This is a genomic window from Oceaniglobus sp. K40-3, from assembly GCF_055808395.1.
The window spans coordinates 83,611-108,376 of sequence record NZ_JBVVRW010000004.1 but is presented as its reverse complement, the minus strand read 5'-3'; the positions used below and the strand labels follow the sequence as shown (position 1 = coordinate 108,376).

The 24,766-nt window shown below is 59.6% G+C and carries 20 protein-coding genes and 1 pseudogene; 10 read left to right on the top strand and 11 right to left on the bottom strand.

Annotated features, from left to right (window positions below):
- Positions 1-15: 15 nt before the first annotated feature.
- From maiA to hmgA, 6 genes are all read right to left on the bottom strand, one after another.
- The gene (gene maiA, locus AC0L7P_RS19885; protein ID WP_473435870.1) at positions 16-684 is read right to left on the bottom strand and encodes a maleylacetoacetate isomerase; all 669 of its coding nucleotides are present in this window, start codon (positions 682-684) and stop codon (positions 16-18) included.
- Entirely contained in the window at positions 681-893 is a 213-nt protein-coding gene (locus AC0L7P_RS19880) for a DUF2783 domain-containing protein (protein WP_473435869.1), read from the bottom strand. The genes maiA and AC0L7P_RS19880 overlap by 4 nt, the downstream gene beginning before the upstream one ends.
- Positions 890-2,518, bottom strand: coding sequence for an FAD-dependent oxidoreductase (locus AC0L7P_RS19875; protein ID WP_473435868.1), 1,629 nt, complete (start codon positions 2,516-2,518; stop codon positions 890-892). Before AC0L7P_RS19875 ends, AC0L7P_RS19880 begins: the two co-directional genes overlap by 4 nt.
- A gap of 54 nt (positions 2,519-2,572) precedes the next feature.
- On the bottom strand, positions 2,573-3,523 hold the full coding sequence (locus AC0L7P_RS19870) for an MBL fold metallo-hydrolase (protein ID WP_473435867.1): 951 nt from the start codon (positions 3,521-3,523) through the stop codon (positions 2,573-2,575).
- A gap of 50 nt (positions 3,524-3,573) precedes the next feature.
- Entirely contained in the window at positions 3,574-4,806 is a 1,233-nt protein-coding gene (gene fahA / locus AC0L7P_RS19865; protein ID WP_473435866.1) for a fumarylacetoacetase, read from the bottom strand.
- Positions 4,807-4,870: 64 nt separating this feature from the next.
- Positions 4,871-6,229 (bottom strand): homogentisate 1,2-dioxygenase, encoded by a 1,359-nt coding sequence (hmgA, locus tag AC0L7P_RS19860; RefSeq protein ID WP_473436224.1) that lies wholly within the window; start codon positions 6,227-6,229, stop codon positions 4,871-4,873.
- Positions 6,230-6,323: 94 nt separating this feature from the next.
- Between hmgA and AC0L7P_RS19855 the strand changes: the two genes are divergently transcribed.
- Positions 6,324-6,755, top strand: coding sequence for a MarR family winged helix-turn-helix transcriptional regulator (locus AC0L7P_RS19855; protein ID WP_473435865.1), 432 nt, complete (start codon positions 6,324-6,326; stop codon positions 6,753-6,755).
- 78 nt (positions 6,756-6,833) lie between these two features.
- Here the strand turns inward: AC0L7P_RS19855 and AC0L7P_RS19850 are convergent, their stop codons facing one another.
- Positions 6,834-7,694, bottom strand: coding sequence for a class II glutamine amidotransferase (locus AC0L7P_RS19850; protein WP_473435864.1), 861 nt, complete (start codon positions 7,692-7,694; stop codon positions 6,834-6,836).
- A gap of 703 nt (positions 7,695-8,397) precedes the next feature.
- Between AC0L7P_RS19850 and AC0L7P_RS19845 the strand changes: the two genes are divergently transcribed.
- The 6 genes and pseudogenes from AC0L7P_RS19845 to AC0L7P_RS19820 all read left to right on the top strand — a co-directional run bounded on the left by AC0L7P_RS19845 (position 8,398) and on the right by AC0L7P_RS19820 (position 16,365).
- Positions 8,398-9,216: a transporter substrate-binding domain-containing protein gene (locus AC0L7P_RS19845; protein ID WP_473435863.1), complete on the top strand. Its 819-nt coding sequence runs from the start codon at positions 8,398-8,400 to the stop codon at positions 9,214-9,216.
- Positions 9,217-9,313: 97 nt separating this feature from the next.
- On the top strand, positions 9,314-9,982 hold the full coding sequence (locus tag AC0L7P_RS19840; protein ID WP_473435862.1) for an amino acid ABC transporter permease: 669 nt from the start codon (positions 9,314-9,316) through the stop codon (positions 9,980-9,982).
- Positions 9,969-10,691 (top strand): amino acid ABC transporter ATP-binding protein, encoded by a 723-nt coding sequence (locus tag AC0L7P_RS19835; RefSeq protein WP_473435861.1) that lies wholly within the window; start codon positions 9,969-9,971, stop codon positions 10,689-10,691. The genes AC0L7P_RS19840 and AC0L7P_RS19835 overlap by 14 nt, the downstream gene beginning before the upstream one ends.
- Positions 10,692-10,829: 138 nt before the next feature.
- Positions 10,830-12,727, top strand: a pseudogene (locus tag AC0L7P_RS19830) (potassium transporter Kup).
- A gap of 267 nt (positions 12,728-12,994) precedes the next feature.
- Positions 12,995-14,653: an FMN-binding glutamate synthase family protein gene (locus AC0L7P_RS19825; protein ID WP_473435860.1), complete on the top strand. Its 1,659-nt coding sequence runs from the start codon at positions 12,995-12,997 to the stop codon at positions 14,651-14,653.
- Complete coding sequence (locus AC0L7P_RS19820) at positions 14,650-16,365, top strand: thiamine pyrophosphate-dependent enzyme (protein ID WP_473435859.1); 1,716 nt, start codon at positions 14,650-14,652, stop codon at positions 16,363-16,365. Before AC0L7P_RS19825 ends, AC0L7P_RS19820 begins: the two co-directional genes overlap by 4 nt.
- 20 nt (positions 16,366-16,385) lie before the next feature.
- Here the strand turns inward: AC0L7P_RS19820 and AC0L7P_RS19815 are convergent, their stop codons facing one another.
- Complete coding sequence (locus AC0L7P_RS19815) at positions 16,386-17,306, bottom strand: LysR family transcriptional regulator (RefSeq protein WP_473435858.1); 921 nt, start codon at positions 17,304-17,306, stop codon at positions 16,386-16,388.
- 117 nt (positions 17,307-17,423) lie between these two features.
- Between AC0L7P_RS19815 and AC0L7P_RS19810 the strand changes: the two genes are divergently transcribed.
- Positions 17,424-18,365: a ring-cleaving dioxygenase gene (locus tag AC0L7P_RS19810; protein WP_473435857.1), complete on the top strand. Its 942-nt coding sequence runs from the start codon at positions 17,424-17,426 to the stop codon at positions 18,363-18,365.
- A 65-nt stretch (positions 18,366-18,430) separates the two neighbouring features.
- Here AC0L7P_RS19810 and AC0L7P_RS19805 read toward each other — a convergent pair whose 3' ends face one another.
- Positions 18,431-19,003, bottom strand: coding sequence for an NADPH-dependent FMN reductase (locus AC0L7P_RS19805; protein ID WP_473435856.1), 573 nt, complete (start codon positions 19,001-19,003; stop codon positions 18,431-18,433).
- Positions 19,004-19,277: 274 nt separating this feature from the next.
- Here AC0L7P_RS19805 and AC0L7P_RS19800 point away from each other — a divergent pair, with 274 nt between their 5' ends.
- Together AC0L7P_RS19800 and AC0L7P_RS19795 are read left to right on the top strand one after the other, a co-directional pair.
- Complete coding sequence (locus AC0L7P_RS19800; protein ID WP_473435855.1) at positions 19,278-20,162, top strand: phosphotransferase; 885 nt, start codon at positions 19,278-19,280, stop codon at positions 20,160-20,162.
- 10 nt (positions 20,163-20,172) lie between these two features.
- Positions 20,173-22,620, top strand: coding sequence for a GcvT family protein (locus AC0L7P_RS19795; protein WP_473435854.1), 2,448 nt, complete (start codon positions 20,173-20,175; stop codon positions 22,618-22,620).
- An 84-nt stretch (positions 22,621-22,704) separates the two neighbouring features.
- Here the strand turns inward: AC0L7P_RS19795 and AC0L7P_RS19790 are convergent, their stop codons facing one another.
- Positions 22,705-24,411, bottom strand: a complete 1,707-nt coding sequence (locus AC0L7P_RS19790) for an ABC transporter substrate-binding protein (protein ID WP_473435853.1) — start codon at positions 24,409-24,411, stop codon at positions 22,705-22,707.
- A 78-nt stretch (positions 24,412-24,489) separates the two neighbouring features.
- Positions 24,490-24,765, bottom strand: a complete 276-nt coding sequence (locus AC0L7P_RS19785) for a DUF2160 domain-containing protein (RefSeq protein ID WP_473435852.1) — start codon at positions 24,763-24,765, stop codon at positions 24,490-24,492.
- Position 24,766: the final 1 nt, after the last annotated feature.

The following is a 24,766-nucleotide window of genomic DNA, read 5'->3' as shown; positions in this document are numbered from 1 at the left end:
GGCCGGTCGGTGGTGTCAGGATATGGGGCGCACCGCATCCGGATGCGCCCCCTTGAAGGCGGGCAGTTGCGCACAGGCGGCGGCCACGCGGGTGATATTGGGCAGATCGTCGGTTGCGACCTGCCAGCGGTCGGCATTGTAAAGCTGCGGAATCAGCACGACATCGGCCTGGCTTGGCGTGTCGCCCATGGCAAAGGGGCCGGTCGCATCCAGCAGCGTTTCCACCGCCTCCAGACCCGGGCGCATGAAATGGCGAATCCAGTCGGCACGCGCCCCGTCCTGCCCGCTCAGCCGGGCAGCGTGGGATATGACGCGCAGGTTGCACACCGGATGTATGTCACAGGCCACGGCCTGCACCACGGCACGCATCCGCGCCACCTGTGCCGGATCATCCGGGCGCAGGGCCAGACGCCCGGTGTCTTCGAGGTAGTCAAGGATCGCCATGGATTGCGTCAGCCGCAGCCCGTCGATCTCCAGCACCGGAACAAGCCCCTGAGGGTTGCGCGCCAGATGCGCCGCGGCGCCCTGCTCGCCCTCGACCAGATCAACCGGCACCGCGCGATAGGCAATGCCAGCAAGGTTCAGGGCGATGCGCAACCGATAACTGGCGGTGGAGCGCCAGTAATCGTAAAGAACAACCTCTGCGGTCTGTCCTGCTGCGGGGTGCATATCCGTGACTGTCATTGATCAGCCACCGCTTCGGCCATGGCCGCACGGGCGGCGCTCAGCGCCGCGCGGATCGTGTCGGGATCACCGATCTGGTTCATCATGATCAGGATAAGCCGCGCGTTCAGCATATCACTTTGCGCTTTGCTCAGCCCGTGATGGGCGGCAATCAATGCGGCATAGGCATCATCCGGCGCGGCAATATTGGGGGTCAGGATCAGGCTCATGTCTGCCTCGCGGTGGCGCGGCGCAGGGCCGCGCGCAGTTGGGTTTCATCGGCAACAGGCCAGCGCCCCGCCACGTGTTGATCGGGGCGGATCAGATAAACCGCTGCCGGGGCATCGCCCAGATACCGTTCAATCAGGGCATCGCTCAGGGTTTCCTTGGGCAGGGTCAGGCCGGTCGCGGTAATGCCATCTTCGCTCAGGCTGTCAGACACGGTGCAGCCGATCCCGAGAAGCATGAACCCGTTCCCCAACCGGTCAAGCAAAAACCCATCCCCCAGCGGCGCGTCAGGGCAGGCCGCACCGGGGCGCGTGCGCGCGGGGCCGGTGGGCAGCGCATCAGGCGTGTTCAGCGCCATGCCGTCATAAACGCAGGGCGTGGACAGGCGCCCGGAGTTCACCAATGGCCGGGCAAAGGCATGTTCCCCCGCCAGACCCAGCACCGCGTTGCGGAATATCTGGCTGATCTCGGATTTCGGGGTAATGAAATCGGTTGCCCGGGTGGAATGCAGGATGTTTTCATCCGCCCCGTGCCGCCGTTCCTGACAATAGCTGTCCAAAAGGGCATCGGGGGCATGGCCCTGCACCACAAGGCCCAGCTTCCAACCCAGATTGTCCACATCCTGAATGCCGGAATTGGCCCCGCGTGCGCCAAAGGGCGACACCTGATGTGCCGAATCCCCGGCAAAAAGAACCCGCCCGTGACGGAATTTTTCCATCCGCCGACATTGGAACGTATAGATCGAGGACCAGACGATTTCATAGTCGACATCATCGCCCAACATCGCATCAAGGCGGGCGCGGATGTTTTCCTCTTTCATCTCTTTCTTGCGGTCAATGTCCCAGCCGATCTGAAAATCGACCCGCCAGATATCATCGGGCTGGCGGTGCAACAGGCAGGATGCGCCGGATGATTTGAACGGCGGTTCGAACCAGAACCAGCGTTCTGTCGGAAAGCTCTCGTTCTTCATCTTGATGTCAGCGATGAGAAAGCTGTCCTTGAAAACCCGGCCCTCAAAATCAAGGCCCATCATGGTGCGCAAGGGGGACGAGGCACCATCACAGCCCACCAGCCAATCCGCAACAATGCGATACGGCCCTTCGGGGGTCATCACATCCAGAAGAACGTGATCGCCCTGTACCTCAACCCTGTCAACGCGGTTCTTGCCACGGATTTCAATCGGCGCGCCTTCGGCCTGCGCCTTGCGGATACGTTCAACAAGGATGCGTTCGAAATGCGGCTGTTGCAGGTTGATGAAGGCCGGATTGGCGTGGCCGTCCTCGGGCAGAAGATTGAATTCGAATACCTTGCGGTCTTCGTGAAACACCTTGCCGACGTTCCACAAGATTCCCTGGTCGAGCATGGGGGCCGCGCACCCCCAGCGGTTGCAGATTTCAAGGGTGCGCATGGCAAAACAGATTGCCCGGCTGCCCTGCCCCACGCCTTCGTGATCGTCCAGAATTACAACCGGAATGCCCTGCAACCCCAGATCAAGGGCCGTTGCCATGCCAATCGGCCCGCCGCCCTGAATGACGACAGGATGGCGCACCGGGGCGTCGGAATCCTGATCGCTGCTGCGTTCATATGGATAAAGCCTGAACGCCAGCGTGTAACGGTCATCAAGCATCGTTCCCTCCCAAGATATGCGCGGGCCGGTCAAACGCCGGCCCGCCTGACCCGCTCAGCCCTGAAGGGCGGCCCACATGTCGCGGTCACGCTCAGCCGTCCAGACTCGGGGCGTGTCGATGCCGCGCGCTTCGTCAAAGGCGCGGGCGACGTTGAACGGCAGGCAATGTTCATAAATGGCGTAATCGGCGAACTTGGGGTCACAGGCGGCGCGCACCGCGTCCCATGCCTCTTTCAACGATCCGCCCCGGGCAACGACCCGTTCAACCGGCTTATAGGTTGACCGCACGAAATCGGCGGTGGCCTCCAACGCTCTTGCCACCATTTCTTCGCCGACAAGGGCATCGCCCCGGCCCGGCGCGATGCTTTTGGGTTCAAAAGCGGCGATATTGGCCAAAGTATCTTCCCAATCGCCAAAGTGGCCGTCACCGCAATAGCAGGCGGAATGATATTCAACGATGTCGCCGGTGAACATGACCTCTTGATCGGGCACCCAGATCACCGCGTCACCTGCGGTGTGGGCACGGCCCAGTTTCATGATATCGACCCGGCGTTTGCCAAGATAAACGGTCATTTGTTCGGAAAATGTGGTGGTGGGGCGGGTCAGGCCGGGAATTTCCTCGTGCCCCTGAAACAGCCGGGGAAAGCGGCCAAATTCGCTGTCCCAGTCCTCTTGCCCGCGTTCCTCGACCATGGCGGCGGCGGTGTCGGACATGATGATTTCGCGCGCGCCGTAAGCCGAGGCGCCAAGGACGCGCACGGCGTGATAATGGGTCATGACCACATGGCTGATCGGTTTGTCGGTGACTTCGCGCACCTTTTCGATCACCATCCGGGCCAGACGCGGGGTCGCCTGTGCCTCGACGATCATCACGCTTTCGTCGCCGATGATAACGCCGGTGTTGGGATCGCCCTCGGCGGTAAAGGCGTAGAGCCCGTCACCCACCTTGGTAAAGCTGATCTTCTTGTCTGCCATGTCGCCCTGGGATGCGAATGCCTTGGCCATGTTGTGCCTTTCTGTTCTGTTGGCGCAGATGCTGCGCCCTGTTTTGATGTTCAGCGCGCGAAGGGGTCATCAAGCGCGGCAATCACCGTGCCTGTACATTGACCAAACCCGATGCGGAATCCGTCGCCCTGGGCCGCGCCTGTCAGGGTCAGGGTATCGCCGTCTTCGATGAAACTGCGGGTTTGGCCCGAAACCTCGAACGGTTCCTTGCCGCCCCAACTGAGTTCGAGCAGCGAACCGCGACTGTCCTTTTCCACCCCCGAAATGGTGCCCGAGCCAAGCAGATCGCCGGTGCGCATGGCACAGCCGCTGGTCGTGTGATGGGCCAGTTGTTGGGCCGCGGAATAATACATTTCACGGTAATTGGTGCGGGCGATGGTTTCGGCCGCGGCGCCTTTGGGGGCCATCTGCACGCTCAGGTCGATATCGTACAGCATCGGTTTCGGTTCTGACAGATAGGGCAGCAGATCGCGCTCGCGCTCTGGCGTCGAGGTGCGGAAACCATCCAGCGCGGCGGCGGTCACGATCCACGGGCTGATCGAGGTGGCGGTTGCCTTGGCCTGAAACGGGCCAAGGGGTTGGTATTCCCATGCCTGAATATCGCGCGCCGACCAATCGTTGAGCAGCACATAGCCAAAGATCATCGCGTCGGCCTCTGCCACGGTGACCGGGCCATTTGAGGCCGTGCCAACCACTGCGCCCAGTTCCAGTTCGATATCGAACCGCTTGCAGGGCGCAAACACCGGCAGATCGGCATCAGGCGCCTTGAGCTGCCCCCAGGGGCGGCGCACATCAGTGCCGGAAACGACGACGGACGAGGCCCGCCCGTTATAGCCGATAGGAATGCTGAGCCAGTTCGGCGGCAGCGCGTTTTCCGCGCCGCGAAACATGGTGCCAACATTTGTGGCGTGGTGTTTGGAGGCATAGAAATCAGTGTATTCGGCAACCGCAAAAGGCATGTGCAACGTGGCACCCTGCATCGCCACCAGATGCGGTTCAACCGCCGGCCTGTGGGCGGAATCAGACAACAGATCAATCAGCCGGGCGCGAAGGCTGGCCCAGATTTGCGGCCCGGCGGCCATCACCGCATTCCATGCGGGTTGAGCAAACAGCGCGCTGTCCAGCCCGTGATCGACCTGCGCCACGTCAAGGATGAAATCGCCAATGGCCACGCCCATGCGCGGCCCCTGCCCTGCGTCGAACACGCCATAAGGCAGGTTGTTCAGCGGAAAATCGCTCTGCGGATCATTGGCGGATGTGACCCAACTTTTGATGAGACTCATGTCTCCTCCTTGTCTTGCGTTGCGGATGGACGGCGGCGGGCAGTGCCTGCCGCCTGTCCCGATGTCAGTCCCAATTGCCCTCGGGTGTGCCGTCGAAATGCTTTTTCAGACTGTCCCAGCAGTCGATATAATCGTCCTGCAACGGGGCCTCTTTCGCCGCAAAGGCGGTCAGGTGCTGGGGAAAGCGGGTTTCGAACATGAAGGACATGGTATTGTCCAGCTTCTCGGGCTTCAGGTCCGTATGGGTCGCCTTGTCAAAGGCATTCTGGTCTGGCCCGTGGGGCAGCATCATGTTGTGCAGGCTCATCCCGCCGGGAGCAAAGCCGTTGGGCTTGGCATCATATTGGCCATAGATATTGCCCATCAGTTCAGACATGACGTTTTTATGATACCACGGCGGGCGGAAGGTGTTTTCCATCGTCATCCACCGTTCGCGGAACAGCGCAAAATCAATGTTGGCGGTGCCATCGACACCCGACGGCGCGGTCAGCACGGTAAAGATCGACGGATCGGGATGGTCAAACAGGATCGCGCCAATGGGGCAATAATCGCGCAAGTCATATTTGACGGGGCAGTAATTGCCATGCCACGCCACCACATCCAACGGGCTGTGCCCGATGTGGGTCTTGTGGAACTGCCCTTGCCATTTGATCGTCACCGTTGATGGCGCGTCGCGGTCTTCGAACGCCGCCACGGGGGTTTTGAAATCGCGCCGGTTGGCCATGCAGTTCGCGCCGATCGGGCCACGGCCCGGCAGGTCAAATTTCTGACCATAGTTTTCACAAACAAACCCACGCGCCGGCCCGTCGATCAGTTCGACCCGATACACCAGACCGCGCGGCAGGATGGCGATTTCCTTTGGCTCCAGATCGATGATCCCCAGTTCAGTGCAAAACCGCAGACGGCCCTCTTGCGGAACAACCAGAAGTTCACTGTCGGCGGAATAGAAATATTCATCCACCATGGATTGCGTCACCAGATAGATATGGCTGGCCATGCCCACCTGGGTGCAAACGTCACCCGCAGAGGTCATCGTGCGCATCCCCGTGACCCAGTTCAGGGGTGCGTCGGAATGGGGCACCGGATCCCAGCGGTACTGGCCCAGACTGGTCACGTCGGGGTCAACATGGGGCGCCGAGATCCAATAGGGCATCTCGATCTTTTCATAGCGGTGCGAATGTTTCACCGAAGGGCGGATGCGATAGCACCAGGTGCGTTCATTCTGATGGCTGGGCGCAGTGAATGCAGTGCCCGACAGCTGTTCGCCATACAGCCCATAGGCGCATTTTTGCGGGCTGTTGCGCCCCACGGGCAGGGCACCGGGCAGGGCCTCGGTTTCAAAATCATTGCCGAACCCCGGCATGTACCCTTCTTTCAGGGCGCTGATCCCCGCTGCGCGGGTCAGGCCGGAAAGGTTTGTCATGTCATTCATCGAAGCTCTCCTCCTCGTTGATGATTGACATGTTGATAGTAGATTTTGTAACTATCAACAGTGAATTTGTGAACGGATCAGAAAAATGCGCCAGGACAGCTTCGAACTTGATGGGTTTACGCCCTATCTTCTCAATCAGGCCGCCGAGACACAAAGCCGTTCCTTTTCAGCGTTCTACCGCGATAATTATGGCATGTTGCAAACCGAATGGCGGGTTCTGTTCCATCTTGGCCGCTACGGGCCGATGACTGCCAAGGAAATTTCCGACCGGGCCACGATCCACAAAACCAAGATTTCACGCGCCGTCCGCGCATTGGAGGAAAAGCGATTCCTGTCGCGCGAAATCACCGAAAAAGACCGCCGCGCCGAATGGCTCGACCTGCGGCCTTTGGGAAAAAAGGCATTCGATCACCTTGTCCAGGCGGCCGCCGATTACGAAAGCGCGCTGATCGGCACGTTGGGGCAGGATGAGGTGCATCTGCTCAAGCGACTGCTCAGAGAACTGGGTGACAGCTAAATCACTTTCGCAAAAACCTGGCTCACCCAACACTGCCTGAAATCAGAGATTTCAATGCGTTGGGTGATCCTGACAGCTTCAGGTATTACGAGACGTGCTGTAGGCGAACACTGTGCGCCCGACATCACCGCGACGTATCGTGATGCAGAATCCGCCCCCCTGGACGGCAAAAACAGCCCCCTGTTCCAACGGTTCCCACGGCGCATCGCTTAGGGGGACGCTGGCGAACAGCACCACATCGGCTGGCAGATCCTTCAGATGCGCCCCCGCGCAGGCATGGCTTTGCCCCAATCCGCCGGGACCGGGCCGCAACATATGCAAGCCGGGGGCCTGTGGCGCGGTCAGCCCGTCGGGTGTTTCATGGCGGCGCCGGTCGCCATGGACATATAGCACGTCGCCATCCAGCCACAGAAAATTGGCCGGGCCATGCGCCGCCATGTCGTGGCAAAAGCTGCGGAACACTGCAAACCGCGCGGCAATATCGCCGCTGTCGCCGACGGCGCGGCGGACCCGTTCCAGCAACACAAGAAAGGCCAGCTCACTGTCGGTTTCTCCGATCCGGTCGCACAACAACCGGGCCGCACCGGCGTGATCCTCAAGCCCGCCCAGGGTTCCGTTGTGGGCGAAATGCTGGGCGTGGCCGTCGCACACCCGGCGAAACGGATGCGTATTGGCCAGCGACACCGGCCCCGCAGACGCGCGCCGCACATGGGCGATGACATGGGCATGGGGGGTGGCATGTTCCCGCACGAACCGATCAAGCGGACTGTCGCTTGCCGCTGCCGCCTCGCGGTAATAATGGGCATCGCGCCCTTCGCCGATGACAATCCCCCAACCGTCACGGTTCTGGTGCCGCTCGCCCCCTTCGGCGGCGAACCTGTCCAGATCATACCTGACCCGCACAGGACCGCTGGCCGACATTGCAAAAAGCTCACACATCCCGGGGTTCCTTGTTCGCTTTACCATTGTTGCCCGCATCCGCACCGAACGCAGGCCAATCCGCAAATCCCTGCGCCCCTCCTGCCAGAGCCGATGTGCCGGAAACGCATTACGGCATGTTAGGCGCAAATGCCTGAAAGATGCCAGAATAGCCTTACAAACCTTACCTCAAATGTTGATGAGGGGCGGTGGCGGGTGAGTTATTTGCCCCCGCGTCAATTTGACCATGTTCTTTCTTGCGGCATGGCCTGCATTCACGAGAATGTCACCATATTTCCAACGCCAGGTATTTTCGGGAAATGCCCGGGCACCGCGACGTGGGCAAAGCCCGACATTTGACGGCTTGACGAAATATAAAATTAAAACAGACCAATTTTCCACGCGCGCTCTTACCTAAAGCAAGAATGTTTTACGACGGAAACGCGACGCCGATCCATCTGGTTCCAAACTATTTTTTCAAAATGCGGTAATCAATTTTCAGTTACCATCAGATCGCAATATCAAACCCCGCGAATCGCCGGGCCCATCTGCACCGTTCAATTGTTATCGACCGGCCAGATACATCGCCGCCCAACATTTCAGCCTTGATTTGAAAATGCACCGTTCCATATTGTCGAATACGAAAGAGGCGTCTGCCTCCAGATTCCTCTTATATCATTCAGCTTGCATCAGGCTGAAGAATGATGGTTAAAAGGAGAAACCCATGAAACGCAGATTGTTTGTCGCGCTGGCCTTGCCGCTTGCCACCAGCCTTGCGTTCACATTTACCACGCCGACCAACGCGACCGCTCAAAGCGCGGATATGACCAATATCGTCGTTGGCGCCGACACCACCTTTCCACCGTTCGAAACGGAAAAGGATGGCAAGGTCACAGGCTTTGACATCGACATGATCGAGGCCATCGCCAAGGCCGAAAACATGACGATCACATTCAAGACGATGCCGTTCAACGGGATCATCCCAAGTCTTCAGGCCGGTTCGATCGACGCGGCGGTGGCCGGTATCACGATCAAGACCAGCCGGATGGAAAACGTCGATTTTTCTGACGCATACTATAAATCCGGGCTTTCAGTGCTGGTCAAGGAAGGATCGGACATCACCGGTTTTGATGATTTGACGGGTCACGTTGTCGCGACCAAGAAAGCCACATCATCGGTCGATTACCTGACCGATCACGGGTTCGCGTCAGACTATATCAAACAGTTTCAGAACATCGATTCAGCCTATCAGGCCCTGATGACAGGCGGCGCCGATGCCGTGATTTTCGACAATCCGGTCAACCTGAATTTCAAGACGGCGCAGGGCGGCGTCAAGGTTGTGGGTGATCTGCTGACCGGCGAATACTATGGCATCGCCATAAGCAAGGAAAAGCCCGACCTGACGGCCAAACTTAACGCGGGTCTGGCCAAGATCAAGGAAAGCGGCGAATACGACCAGCTTTTCAAAACCTACTTTGGCGGCGACATGAGCGGCGCAGTCGAAAGCGTCGAAAAACCCGACGCCGTTGCCGTTTCCGGCTAACCGGCATTTGGCAAAAAACGGGGCGCTGGCCATCGGGCCTGCGCCCCCTGCCCCGTTCGTTGTGACAGGGCGCACTGCAACATAAGGTAGGGATCACATGGAGACAATTTGGCAAAACCTGCCCGAAATCCTCGTGGGTCTGCGGTTGACGATACAATATGCGGCGATTGCCATCATCCTGATGGTTGCCATCGGTCTGGTCGCGGCCCTAATGCGCCTGTCGAAAATCGCGCCCCTGCGATGGATCGCCACCGCCTATGTCGAGATATTCCGCTCGACCCCTCTTCTGGTACAACTTTTCTTTATTGTTCTGGGGTTGCCCGCCATCCTGCCCGTCAACGAATGGTTTGGGCAGTTGTGGTATCCGATCCTTGCGGCGGCCCTCACCCTGAGCCTGAATGAAGGCGCATATGTGACCGAAATCATTCGCGCCGGCATTCTTGGGGTTGATCGCGGCCAAAAGGAAGCGGCGGCAAGTGTGGCGATGAACAACTATCAGTCCATGCGCTATATCGTGTTGCCGCAAGCGTTCAAAAGGATGATTCCGCCCCTGGTCAATCAGGCGGCACAGACGATCAAGGATACGTCTTTGCTGGCGCCGGTCGGCATTGCCGAGCTGGTTTACAAAGGCGAAATCGTGATCGCCACGACATTTGCATCCTTCACCATATGGGCCTTCATCGCGTTCCTGTATTTCGTTCTGATCTTTTCGGTTTCGAAATTCTCGAACTATCTCGAAAGGAGACTTCAGGTTGATAAACGTTAAAGATCTTCACAAGGCGTTCGGCGACCTTGAGGTTCTCAAGGGGATCGACGCCAATATCGAGGAAAGCGAAGTCGTGACCGTCATCGGCCCGTCGGGCAGCGGCAAAAGCACGTTCCTGCGCTGTCTCAACGGGTTGGAAAAAGCAACCAGCGGCGAAATCGAAGTCGCCGGCATGCGGCTCACCGATCCAAAGACCAACATCAACAAGCTGCGTGAACATATCGGCATGGTGTTTCAACAGTTCAATCTGTTCCACCATCTGACCATTCTGGAAAACATCACCATCGCCCCCTGCAAGGTGAAAAAGATCAAACAGGGCGAAGCGAACGAAATCGCCCGTGAATTGCTGGCCAAGGTCGGCCTTGATGGCAAGGAAGACAGCTATCCTGATGAACTTTCGGGGGGTCAGCAGCAACGTGTCGCCATTGCCCGGGCGCTGGCGATGAAACCCGATGTCATGCTGTTTGACGAACCGACATCCGCGCTTGACCCTGAAATGGTGGGCGAGGTGCTTGAGGTCATGCAGGCGCTGGCAAAAGACGGCATGACGATGGTTGTCGTCACCCATGAGATGGGGTTTGCGCGCGAGGTCGGCCACCGCCTGATCTTTATGGATGACGGCAAGATCGTCGAGGAAGGCAAGCCAACGGAATTGTTCGCCAATCCGCAAAGGGAACGCACCAAGGCGTTTCTGGCAAAGATACTTTAGCCAGAATCATGCATCCCGTTGTTGGGCGCGGGTGCGCCTGGAAATCCGTCAACGGTTTGCGCGGCCCGCGCCGCGTCACCGAAAGCCCCCTACCAGAGTGACGCAAACCCGCATATCTTTGTGGCTGGGAGAAAACAGATGACTCAGAGCCACGAAAACGCCGACAGCGAAACCAAAAAACGCCCGCTGGCCGCGGTTTCCCTGGCGGCGCTCGGGATTGTGTATGGCGACATCGGCACCAGCCCGCTGTATGCGTTCAAGCAATGTTTCAATGGCGTCAACGCGATCATCGCAAGCCCGGAAAACGTGCTTGGGGTATTGTCGCTGATTGTCTGGTCGCTGATCATCGTCGTTTCGGTGAAATACCTGTTGTTCGTGCTGATGGCCGACAACAAGGGCGAAGGCGGCATTATCGCGCTGGTCGCCCTGCTGAACCCCTGGAACGTGGCCCGGGGGCGCCCCGATATATTCTGATGATCATGGGTCTTTTTGGCGCGGCCCTGTTGTTTGGCGATGGCACGATCACACCGGCGATTTCGGTTCTCAGCGCGGTTGAGGGCCTGCAAGTGGAAAACTCCGCGTTCGGGCCATATGTCATTCCCATCACCATCGGCATTCTGCTGGTGCTTTTTTCGGTTCAGAAACACGGAACCGCAAAGATCGGGGCGCTGTTCGGGCCGGTCATGCTGGCGTGGTTCATCATCCTTGGCCTGCTCGGGATCGGCGGCATACTACAGGAACCGCGCGTCTTTGCCGCCGTGCTGCCCACCCATGGGCTTGCCTTTCTGCATGACAACGGGATTGTGGGGATTGTTGTTCTGGGCACGGTTTTTCTGGCGGTGACAGGGGCCGAGGCGCTTTATGCCGACATGGGGCATTTCGGCACAACGCCGATCCGGCTCGCGTGGTTTTTCGTCGCCCTTCCGGCCCTGCTTTTGAATTATTTCGGGCAAGGCGCCATGGTTTTGACCGATGCGACGGCGATCGAAAGCCCGTTTTACGGTCTCAGCCCGGGTTGGGGCCATTATCCGTTGGTGATCATGGCCACAATCGCCACGATCATCGCCTCGCAGGCGGTGATTTCCGGCGTTTTCTCACTGACCCGTCAGGCCGTGCAACTGGGCCAGTTGCCGCGCGTGGACATCATCCAGACGGATCGCCACCAGATCGGCCAGATCTATATTCCAAGCGTAAACTGGATATTGATGATTGCGACGATTGCACTGGTTCTTGGCTTTCGCACCTCTGACAATCTGGGGGCGGCCTATGGTCTGGCGGTGTCGGCCGACATGGTGATTACCACCTGTCTGGCGTTTTTCGTGGCGCGCCGGTTTCGCTGGCATCCGGTTTTTGCCGCCGCTCTGGCGGGCGCGTTTCTTGTGGTGGATCTGACATTCATGGTCGCCAATTCGTTCAAGTTCTTCGAAGGCGGCTGGTATCCTGTTCTGGTTGCCGGGGTGATTTTCACGATCATGGCAATCTGGAGAAACGGCACCGGAAAGCTGGGGGATCTGACACGCGACACCCACAAATCGGTCGATACCTTTCTGAAAGAGATCAAGGAAACGCCGCCTGCCACCATTCCCGGAACCGCCGTTTACCTGACGGCGCAACCCGAAACAACGCCAACCGCCTTGCTCCACATCATGGAACAAATGCCGATCCTGCATGAAAGAAGCATCTTTCTGACGGTGAAAATCAAGGATGTGCCACGGGTCGCGGGGGCCGACCGTGTTGAACTGTCGGACCTGGGAAACAACATTCACCGCGTCGTTCTTCATTACGGTTTCATGCAAAGCCCAAACGTGCCCGCCGCGCTGAAACTGTGCGGCGTGCTTGGGCTGGACATCGACCTTGATACCATAACCTATTTCGTCAGCCTGGACGGGCTCAAACCGACGGAACGCGGGGCGCTGCTGACCCGGTTGCAAAAGCGGGTCTTTGCATTCTTGTGGCACAACGCCGAACGTGTGGCGGATTCCTATAAACTTGCCCCCGATCAAACGATTATCGTTGGAAAACTGATCCGGGTATAGCCAAAGCCACATTTCGCGGCGCCGATCAGGGTTGTCGTTTATCCGCAGCAGTATCGCCTGCGGAACCAAAATGGCCCACCGAACGTTAAGAAACCGAAAAGGGACGCAGCTTGCAATCCCGACATCAACCACCCTACCGAGGCGACGCTGCAAAGAGGCTGATCCCGGGGTTCTGCGCAGCCTCAGCCGGGGCGGGCGTTGCGATGGCGGTGTCGGGGAATTTCACCCGATGCAGCACAGCGCCCGACCAAGCAGGAGCGCAACCACATGATAAACCTGTTCAAGCGATGCATCGTGCCGATCGGCGCGCTGGTGGTCGCTGTTTTTGCGCTGGGGGCGGCGACAATAAACCCCTGGTGGCTGGTGTTGTTTGCAATCTCGCTGGGCGTGGTGATCCTGGGCGCCTATGATTGGTTTCAGACCCGTTGGACCTTGACCCGCAACTATCCCGTTGCCGCCCGCATCCGGTGGCTGTTTTACGATCTGCGCCCCTATCTGCGGGCCTATATCGTCGAGGGGGATCTTGACGGCAAACCCTACAGTTTCGAGGCGCGCAATCTGGTGCATGCACGGGCGCGCGGCGAAAATGACACCCACCCGTTCGGCACCGAACGTGACACCCAATCCGAAGATTACATGTGGCTCAACCACTCGGTTGCGCCGGCATCAAACCCGGAAAAACACCCCCGTGTCCGGGTCGGGAACGATCAATGTTCCAAACCCTATGATGCCTCGGTTCTGAATATCTCCGCGATGAGCTTTGGCGCCCTGTCGGCCCGCGCTGTCGAGGCGCTGAACCTTGGGGCGAAACAGGGCGGATTCTATCATGATACCGGCGAAGGCGGGCTAAGCCCCTATCACCTGAAACATGGGGGCGATCTGGTTTGGGAACTTGGCTCTGGCTATTTCGGGGCGCGCGACGATCACGGCAATTTCGACCCGGCGCTGTTTGCTGATGGCGCCCAGCACGACGCCGTAAAGATGACAGAGATCAAGCTGAGCCAGGGCGCAAAACCCGGGCACGGCGGGTTGCTTCCGGCGGCGAAGGTGACACAGGAAATCGCCGATACCCGCAAGGTGCCCGCCCATGAGGATTGTTTGTCGCCGCGCGGCCATTCGGCCTTTTCCACCCCGGTCGGGATGCTGGAATTCGCGGCCAGAATGCGCGAACTGTCCGGCGGTAAACCCGTTGGCCTGAAGATGTGCGTCGGACAACCCCACGAGGTTTTCGCGATCATGAAAGCGATCATGAAAACCGGCATCCACCCCGATTTCATCGTGGTTGATGGCGCCGAAGGCGGCACTGGCGCTGCGCCGCTGGAACTGTCCGATTGGGTGGGCATGCCGCTTTTGGACGGGCTGACACTGATGCGCAACGCCTTGGTCGGAGCGGGCCTCAAGGGCAATATCCGGCTTGTCGCCAGTGGCAAGGTGTATTCCGGGGTCGGTTTGGCGCGCAACATGGCGATCGGCGCCGATTGGTGCAATGCCGCCCGCGCCTTCATGTTTTCGATCGGGTGCATTCAGGCCCAGCGGTGCCACACCGGCACCTGCCCCACGGGCATCACCACCCAGGACGAATGGCGCCAGCGCGGGCTGCAGGTGGATGTTCAGGCCGAACGCGCGGCGCGGTTTCACGAAAAAACGCTGGATTCCCTGTCCGACATTGCGGCAGCCGCCGGTGTGACCCACCCCAAAGACCTGCTGCCGCACCACCTGATGCACAGGGTCGGCGTGAACAAGGCCCTGCCCATCGACCGAATCTATCCATTCCTGCCGCCGGACATCCTGAACCATGACCCCGACGCAACGCCCTATGGCGATTGGTGGCACGCGGCCAGCGCCGACAGTTTTGCCCCGCAGATCGATCTTGCCCGGCACCGCGCCCGCCCCGACATCAACCCGAATCTGGAGAAACAAACATGAGCACAACCGTCGCAGAGGTGATTGCAGACGTTTTGGTAAAAGCCGGAGCAAAGCGGTGTTACGGGATTGTCGGGGATACGATCAACCATTTCACCGATGCCGTGCGCCGTTCCGACCTCGACTGGATACACGTCCGCCACGAAGAGGTCGGCGCATTGGCCGCCGGCGGTGAATCCTATATGACCGGCGAACTTGCGGTCTGTGCCGGAACCGCCGGGCCGGGGTCGCTGCACTTTGTGAATGGTATCATGGAAAGCCACCGCAACGGGGCGCCTGTGGTTCTCATCGCCTCGAATATCAGCCGGGTCGAGGCGGGGTTGGGGTTTCCGCAGGACGTGGATCAGCGCAAGATCTATGAACAATATTCCGTCTTTTGCGAATATGTCGCGCACCCCGATCAGGCCCGCCGCATTGCGACCGCTGCCGTTCAGGCGGCGCTGACCCGCAAGGGGGTGGCGGTGCTGATCGTCAACGGCGACACGTTTCAGGAAACCACCAAGGACGCGATGGATTGGACGGTGCATCGCCCCACCCCGGTTTTGCGCCCCAATGACGACGACCTTGATACACTGGCCGAGATGATCAATGGGGCGGCAAAAGTCACCCTTTACGCGGGCATTGGCGCGCGGGATGCCCACGATCAGGTTGTCGCCCTTGCCAAAAAACTGAACGCGCCCGTCGCCCATACCTCGCGCGCAAAGGAATTTATTGAACCGGACAACCCCTTTAACGTGGGCATGACCGGGATTCTGGGCAATCGCGCCGGGCTGCATGCGGTGGGCGATTGCGATCTGGTGATCTGCCTTGGCACCGATTTCGCCTATACCCAATTCTATCCGGCCAAGGCAAAGGTTGTTCAGATCGACACCGATCCAACCCACATCGGGCGGCGCAGCCCGGTGCATCTGGGCCTTGTGGGCGATGTCGGTGACACGATCGACGCCCTGCTGGGGCGCATCACCGACAGTGATGATGACGGCTGGCTGGAAAAGCTGCGCAAGCAATGGCAGAGCGACCTTGGCACCTACCGCGAACGGGCCGAAGAACCCGATCCAACGCTGATCCACCCGCAATATCTTACGCAGATGCTTGACCGGCTGGCCGCTGACGACGCGATGTTCACGGCTGACGGCGGCTCGCCCATGGTCTGGCTGCTGCGGCACCTGACGGCAAACGGCAAACGCCGGTTCCTGACCAGCCTGCTGCACGGCACCATGGCCAATGCCTATCCTCAGGCCCTTGGCATGGCGCTCGCCTATCCCGACCGGCAGGTCGTGGCCATGTGCGGGGACGGTGGCATGACGATGCTGATGGGCGATCTTTTGACGCTGGTGCAGGAAAATGTACCGGTCAAGCTGCTGATCTTCGATAACGGCGCCCTTGGGTTTGTAGAAATGGAACAGCGCGTCGAGGGGCTGCTTGACGCCTTCACCGAACTCAGAAACCCGGATTTTGCCGAAGTGGCCCGCGCCTGTGGCCTGTGGAGCGCAAACGTGACCGAAATCGGGCAACTGGAAACGGAAATGGCCCGCTGGCTGGCCGCCGATGGCCCGGCCCTGTTGACCGTCAGGGTGAGCCGACTGGAACTTGTCATGCCACCGGAAATCGAGGCCGGTCAGGTCGCCTCGACCGCGCTGTTCGGGGTCAAAGCCGTGCTGAGCGGCCGCATGAGCGAAGCATTCTCGCTGCTGCGCGACAACTTCCTGCGTTGATAGGCGGCCAAAACGCGGGATCAACCCCGGCTCTGGTCAGACTGCCAGGGCCGGCAGCCCTCCAGCTCGAACAACAGATGATCCACAAAACGGCGCAGTTTGGGGGGCATCGGCGTGACCGGCGGCCAAAGGGCAACGATTTGCAGGGGGCGGGTTTCCAGATCGGGCAGGATGCGTTCAAGCCTGCCGTCGGCGATCGCCGGGGCGGCGATAAAGCCGGGCAACATCGCCACGCCCAGCCCTTCAATGGTCATGTCGCGCATCGCCTCGCCGTTGTTCAGGGTGATCCGGTTGTGCAACGCGGGCGGAACGCCCTTGCCCAGATCCCAAAGCCGCGCATTGGACAGGTGATGATAGCCGATCACCTGGTGCTGTCCCAAATCCGCCAGCCCCGTCGGCCGCCCGTGCCGTTCCAGATAAACCGGGCTGGCGCAAGGGATCGCTTCGTCCTCGCACAGCTTGCGCTGCATCAGGGCCGTATCGCGCAGATGGCCGATGCGGATAGCAATATCAAACCCCTCGCGCAACAAATCGCGCGCCCGGTCGTCATAATCGATCCGCAGGTCCAGATCCGGGTGTTGCGCCGCAAAGCGGGCGATGATCGGCGACAGATAAAGCGTGCCGAAACTCATCGGTGCGGCAATCGACAGGGTGCCACGCAGGGTGTCATCGCCCCCTTTGCCCCAGGCAACGCTTTCGGTGGCCGCTGTCAGATCGGACAGAACAGGCCGCAGCCGTTCATCAAGCCGCAGCGCCGCTTCGGTCGGGGTGATCCGGCCCGCGTTGCGCCGAAAAAGGGCCGCGCCAAGCGTGCGCTCCAGATCGGAAATCCGTTTGCTTATCACGGACTTCGACAGGTTCAGACGCGCGGCGGCGGCCGTGACGGTGCCAAGCTCCATCACCGCAAGAAACGTTTCGATGTCATCCAGAGTGTAGCGCACCCCGCCAGTGTAGCAGCCGCCCCACCGTTCGCAATAACAGAACACGGCATTCGCGGATGTTTCACTGGCCCGAATCCTGCGGCACCCCGATATTGGATGCAACGAAAGGAGGCCATCATGGACCTGACCGGAATTCACCACCTGACGGCGATCACCGCCAACGCCCCCGCAAACAAACGGTTTTACACCGAAACGCTGGGCCTGCGGCTGGTCAAAAAGACCGTCAACCAAGACGACACATCCGCCTATCACCTGTTTTATGCCGACGGACAGGCGACGCCGGGCACAGACCTGACGTTTTTCGACTGGCCAACAGCGCCCGAACGGCGCGGCACCCATTCCATCAGCCGCACCGGGCTGCGCATTTCTGAGGACAGCTTTGATTTCTGGGCGGGCCGCCTGCACGATGCGGGCCTGACCACTGGGGCGATGGGCGTTCTGGACGGGCGCGCAACCCTTGATTTCGAAGACCCCGAAGGCCAGCGATTTCGCCTGACCGCCGACGACACCAAAGAGGCACATCCATGGGATCACAGCCCGGTGCCAAAACAGCATCAGATCCGCGGGCTTGGCCCCATAACCATTTCGGTGCCTGCCCTTGATCCGACCAGGGCAGTGCTGACAACCGCGTTGAACATGCGCGAAACGCGGGACTATGCCAGCCCCGACGGCACCGGTCGGGTGCATGTATTCGAAATGGGCAAAGGTGGCGCGTCAGGCGAATTGCACGTCGCGGTTCAACCCGATCTGCCGGTGGCGCGACAGGGGGCGGGGGCCGTGCATCACGTCGCCTTTCGCACCCCGGATACCGAGGCAATCCACGAATGGACCAAGCGGTTGAAAGCACAGCGCATTCCCAACTCGGGCGAGGTAGAGCGGTATTATTTCCGCAGCCTGTATTTTCGCGAACCGGGCGGCAACCTGTTTGAGATTGCCACAGACGGGCCGGGGTTTGCGGTGGACGAACCGATGGAAACCCTTGGTGAAACCCTTGCCTTGCCGCCATTCCTTGAGGATCGTCGCGGCCAGATCGAGGCCGGTCTGAAACCGCTCGGATAAACAAAAGGCCGCCGGGACATCCGGCGGCCTTTTCACTGGCGAAAACCGGGGCGCACCCCCGTCACTCAGGCAGAATCGCGCATGGCCTTGAGGCCAACAGCCCAACGGTGCAGTTCATTCAGAAGCGTGACGGCAGATTTGTCGATCAGGTCGTTGGACTGAAATGCGCCATTGTCATCAATCAGACCACCGGCCATGGGCACCATGACACCCTCGGTCATCGGCATCATTTTAAGGGTGGTGATCTGAAGCTTGGCCGCCTGCGCCGCGCGCAAACCGCCGGAAACGCCACCATAGCTGACAAAGCCGCAGGGTTTGTAATTCCATTCCCGATAGACATAGTTCAGTGCGTTCACCAGCGACGGCGGCGGGCAGAAATTGTATTCCGGCGTCACGAACACATAGGCATCCGCCGCATTCACGCTTTTGGCCCAGGCCTTGGTATGGGCGTTCTGATAATTCTGCTGTGCCGGATGATTGGGTTCATCATAGACCGGCAGGTTGAATTCGGCCAGATCGACAATATGCGTGTCGAATTCGGCATGGGCCCGGGCGAATTCATCGAACCAACCGGCGATGGAGGGTCCGATTCTTCCCGGCCGGGTCGAGCAGATAATGACGTGCAGTCTGGGAGCCATTTGGCATCTCCTGTTCAAAGGGGTGAAATTCAGGCCAATCCGGCACCCACCCTCAGGGGGCAGGGTTGGCAGGATCGGTTTCATTACATTCGGGCAGATACCCCGAATGCCATGTCAGGTACAGGCGAGCAGGGACGAATGCAGTGTCCGTCACCGCAGAACATCACCGCCCCGCACAGGCCCGAATTGACAGCGCGCAGGACACAATGCACCTTCGTTTCAGCCTGCCGGGCGGCGCCGCGGGCGCAAACGGCGGCTTTGGAGCAGGGACAACATGACAAGCGATGCCGATATTCAGGCCCGGATTGCGGCCCTGCCATGTTGGTCCGGCCCGATCACCGCCACGCCGCTGGACGGCGGAATCACCAACGTCAACTATCGCGTGGACGACGGGGCGGGCCGCTATGTGGTGCGCCTTGGCGATGATATTCCCGCGCATCAGATCATGCGCTTCAACGAACTGGCCTGCGCCCGCGCGGCCCATGGCGCCGGTGTGTCGCCTGCCGTGATCCACGCCGCCCCCGCCATGACCGTGATCGAATACATCGAAAGCCGCACCCTGACCCCGCAAGACGTGCGCGCGCCTGACATGATGCCACGCATCCTTGCCCTGTTGGGGCGGTTTCACCGCGACGCGGCCCGGCATCTGCGGGGGCCTGTGCTGATGTTCTGGGTGTTCCATGTGATCCGCGATTACGCCGCGACGCTGGCGGACCATGACCATGGCGACATGGCGCTGGTGCGCGATCTTGTGGCGATCGGTGACATGTTGGAAACCGCCGCAGGCCCGTTTGACATGGTGCTGGGCCATAACGATTTGTTGGCGGCCAATCTGCTGGATGACGGAACGCGGCTCTGGCTGATTGATTTCGATTATGCCGGGTTCAATTCGCCGCTGTTCGATCTGGGCGGGCTGGCCTCTAACAACGGGCTGAGTGGCGCGCAGGAACATCAGATGCTGGAAACCTATTTCGACGCGCCCGCCACGGATGCCCTGCTGCACCGTTACGGCGCCATGAAATGCGCCTCGCTGCTGCGCGAAACGATGTGGAGCATGGTATCACAGCACACCTCGACCCTCGATTTTGACTATGCCCGCTATGCCGACGAAAACCTTTCCCGGTTTCGCGCGACCCATGAAACATTCCTGAACACCTGAGGTAACGCCGATGAAAGATCTGCCAACCACTGCAAAAGCCGTCATCATCGGTGGTGGCATCATCGGCTGTTCCACCGCCTATCATCTGGCCAAACTTGGCTGGCGCGATACCGTGTTGCTGGAACGCAAAAAGCTGACATCCGGCACCACGTTCCATGCGGCGGGGTTGGTCGGGCAGTTGCGCTCTAACGCCAACATCACCCAATTGCTGGGCTATTCCGTCGACCTGTATAACAGCATCGAACAGGAAACCGGCCTTGGCACCGGCTGGAAAATGAACGGCGGTTTGCGGCTGGCCTGCAACCCGGAACGCTGGACCGAGGTAAAGCGACAGGCCACCACCGCCCGCAGTTTCGGGCTTGAGATGGCGCTTTTGACCCCGCAAGAGGCGCGTGATCTGTGGCCGTTGATGAACATCGACGATGTGATCGGCGCCGCATTCATGCCAACCGACGGACAGGCCAACCCATCGGACATCACCCAGGCCCTGGCCAAGGGCGCGCGCATGGCTGGCGCTGCGATCCTTGAGGATACCAAAGTCACCGACATCGAAATGAACAAGGGCAAGATCCGGGCCGTTATCACCGACCGGGGCCGCATCGAATGCGAGGTGGTCATATGTTGCGCCGGCCAATGGAGCCGCGATTTCGCCGCCCGTTTCGGGGTCAATGTGCCGCTGGTGTCGATGCAGCACCAATATATGGTCACGGAACCATTCAACGGCGTTTCCCCGAACCTGCCCACCCTGCGCGACCCTGACCGGCTGACCTATTACAAAGAGGAGGTGGGCGGTCTGGTCATGGGTGGCTATGAACCGAACCCCATTCCATGGGCCACGGATGGCATTCCGCCGGGGTTTCATTATTCATTGCTCGACAGTAACTTCGACCATTTCGAACCCCTGATGGAACAGGCCCTTGGCCGGGTGCCCGCGTTGGAACATGCCGGGATCAAGACACTGACCAACGGCCCCGAAAGCTTTACCCCCGATGGCAATTTCATCATCGGCGAGGCACCTGAATTGCGAAACTTCTTTGTCGGGGCGGGGTTCAACGCCTTTGGCATTGCGGCGGGCGGTGGCGCTGGCATGGCGCTGGCGGAATGGGTTCACAAGGGCGAACCGCCCTTTGATCTGTGGGCAGCAGACATTCGCCGGTTCGGGCGGCCCCATTTCGACACCGATTGGGTGCGCACCCGCACCGTTGAGGCCTATGGCAAACATTACACCATGGGCTGGCCCCATGAGGAAAACACATCCGCGCGGCCCTGCCGGAAATCCCCGCTTTATGAGGTGCTGAAAGATCAGGGTGCCTGTTTCGGCGAAAAATTGGGGTGGGAGCGGCCAAACTGGTTTGCCGATGCGACAAAAGGGGAAACCCCGCAGGATACATACAGCTTTGGGCGCCAGAACTGGTTCAATGCCGTCGGGCGCGAACATACGGCGGCGCGCGAAACGGCGGTGCTGTTTGATCAGACATCATTTGCCAAATTCGCCCTGAAAGGCCCCGATGCCCTTGCCGCGCTGAACTGGATCGCCGCCAACAACGTGGACAAACCCGTAGGCACCCTGACCTATACCCAAATGCTGAATGACAGGGGCGGCATCGAATGTGACCTGACCGTCGCGCGCATTGCCGAAGACGAATTCTACATCGTCACCGGCACCGGCTTTGCCACCCATGATTTCAACTGGATCAGCCGGAATATTCCCGACGGCATGAATTGCCAGGTGTTCGATATCACCTCATCGAACGCGGTGCTGTCGCTGATGGGGCCAAGGGCGCGCGATATTCTGCAAAAGGTCACGCGCGCCGATATATCCAACCACGGGTTCGGGTTTGGCACCATCCGCACCATCGGCATTGCCGGTTGCCCGGTGCGGGCGCTGCGCGTGACCTATGTTGGCGAACTGGGGTGGGAGCTGCACCTGCCGGTCGAATACGCCACCACGGTTTATGCCGCCCTGATGAAGGCGGGGCGTCCCCTTGGGTTGGCCAACGCCGGATACCGCGCCATTGACTCCCTGCGCCTTGAAAAGGGGTATCGCGCCTGGGGGTCAGACATCGGCCCGGATCACACCCCGCACGAGGCGGGGCTGGGCTGGGCGGTCAAACTGAAATCAGGCATCCCGTTCAAAGGGCGCGCGGCCGCACAGGCGCAAAAGAATAACGGCGTCAAAAAGATGCTGGCCTGTTTCACCACCACGCCGGACATTGTGCTGTTGGGTCGTGAAACGATCTATCGCAACGGCGAACGCGTTGGATGGCTGAGCGGGGGTGGGTATGGCTATACGGTCGGGAAATCGATCAGTCTGGGCTATGTGCGAAACCCCGATGGGGTTGACGCCGCCTTTGTGACTTCGGGCCAATATGAATTGGAGGTCGCGACAAAACGGGTGCCCTGCGAGGTGCAGCTTGGCCCGTTGTATGATCCCGACATGAGCCGCGTAAAACAATAGCGCGGGGTCACAACGCCAAGGCAACGGTAAAGCCAACATGTGGCCAAAGCGCGGATCCGCGCTTTGGCCGGTTTTACTGTCGAATCAATTCCAGGACGACACCAATTCGTCATAGCTGACGGTCTTGGGGTCTTCGTCCTCGTTGGCCAGCGCGGGCTTGGGTGCGCCGGGCTGTTCGAGCCAGTAGGAATCGTCCTTCTTCTCGTTCAGCTTCGGCCCCAGATCACCCTGGATGCCCGCACGCTCCAGACGCGCCATCACGTCTTCCATGTCGGAACAAAGCTGATCGAGCGCCTCTTGCGAGGTCTTGGCGCCGGACATCGCATCGCCGATGTTCTGCCACCACAGCTGTGCCAGCTTGGGATAATCCGGCACGTTCGTTCCGGTCGGCGACCACCGCACACGGTCAGGCGAGCGATAGAATTCAACCAGACCGCCCAGTTTGTCCGCACGATCAGAGAAGTGATCGGAGTTGATGGTCGATTCACGAATGAATGTCAGGCCAACATCCGCCTTTTTCACATCCACCGTCTTGGACGTCACGAACTGGGCATAAAGCCAGGCCGCCTTGGCACGATCCACCGGGGTGGATTTCATCAGCGTCCATGAACCCACGTCCTGATAGCCGACCTTCATGCCGTCTTCCCAGTACACGCCGTGGGGCGACGGGGCGAGGCGCCATTTCGGCGTTCCGTCCTCGTTCATCACGGCATCCGACGCGACCAATGGCGCGACAAACGTGGTGTACATGAACATCTGCTGGGCAATGTTCCCCTGTGCGGGCACGGGGCCAGCTTCGGAGAATGTCATCCCGGCAGCGGCGGGCGGTGCGTATTTCTGAAGCCAGTCAATGGCCTTGTTCACCGCATAGACAGCCGCAGGCGAGTTGGTTGCACCGCCCCGGTCAACACAGGCGCCAACCGGCTGTGACTTGTCGTTGACACGGATGCCCCATTCATCGACCGGCAGGCCGTTGGGTTCACCCTTGTCGCCCATGCCGGCCATGGACATCCACGCATCGGTGTAACGCCAGCCAAGCGAGGGGTCTTTCTTGCCATAGTCCATGTTGCCATAGACATCGACGCCATCGATGTTTCGCCCGGTAAAGAATTCGGCGATATCCTCATAGGCCGACCAGTTGACCGGAACGCCCAGATCATAGCCGTACTTTTCCTTGAAATCCGCCATGATTTGTGGATCCGTGAACCAATCGTACCGGAACCAGTAAAGGTTCGCGAACTGCTGATCGGGCAGCTGATACAGATCGCCGTCCGGTGCGGTCGTGAACTGCGTGCCGATGAAATCATCAAGGGCCAGGGTCGGTGAGGTGACATCTGCCCCTTCGCCTGCCATCCAGTCAGTCAGGTTGCGCACCTGCTGATAGCGCCAGTGGGTGCCGATCAGGTCACTGTCGTTGACATAGGCGTCAAAGATGTTTTCGCCGGTCTGCATCTGCGTTTGCAGCTTTTCAACCACGTCACCTTCGCCAATCAGACTGTGATTGATCTTGATACCGGTGATCGCGGTGAATGCGGGTGCCAACACCTGAGATTCATATTCATGCGTGGTGATGGTTTCGGAAACGACGTTGATTTCCATACCCTTGAACGGTTCGGCGGCATCGACAAACCACTGCATTTCCGATTCCTGATCCGCGCGTGACAGGGTTGTCACATCGCCTATTTCGGAATCCAGAAATTTCTTGGCTGCCTCCATATCGGCAAACGCCGGTGCTGCCACCATACTCAGGGCAAGGCCCAGAGCGGTGGAAGATTTTAACAGAACGTTCATTTGGTTTCCTCCCATGGTCAGAACGCTTCGAAAGAACTGCCCCTGCGGCGTGGCCCCAGGATCAGGTTTTGACCTGCCTCACACCCAGCGAAACACCGCCGCGGCAAACGCAAGACAGACAAGCAGCGCAAGGTACTGAGGCCCCAGCGCCAGACCCAGCCAGATCAGATTGATAAAGCCCGAGCCAAGTAACGTGATAAACAGACGATCCCCCCGCGTCGTTTCGATCTGCAACACCCCCTTGCGGGGCGTTTCGGGGAATTTCACCGCGAGGACCGTAAAGGTGACAAGCAACAGCGCGATCACCCCGAAAAAGGCCGCCGTGGGCCATGTCCATGCCATCCAGTCAAGCATC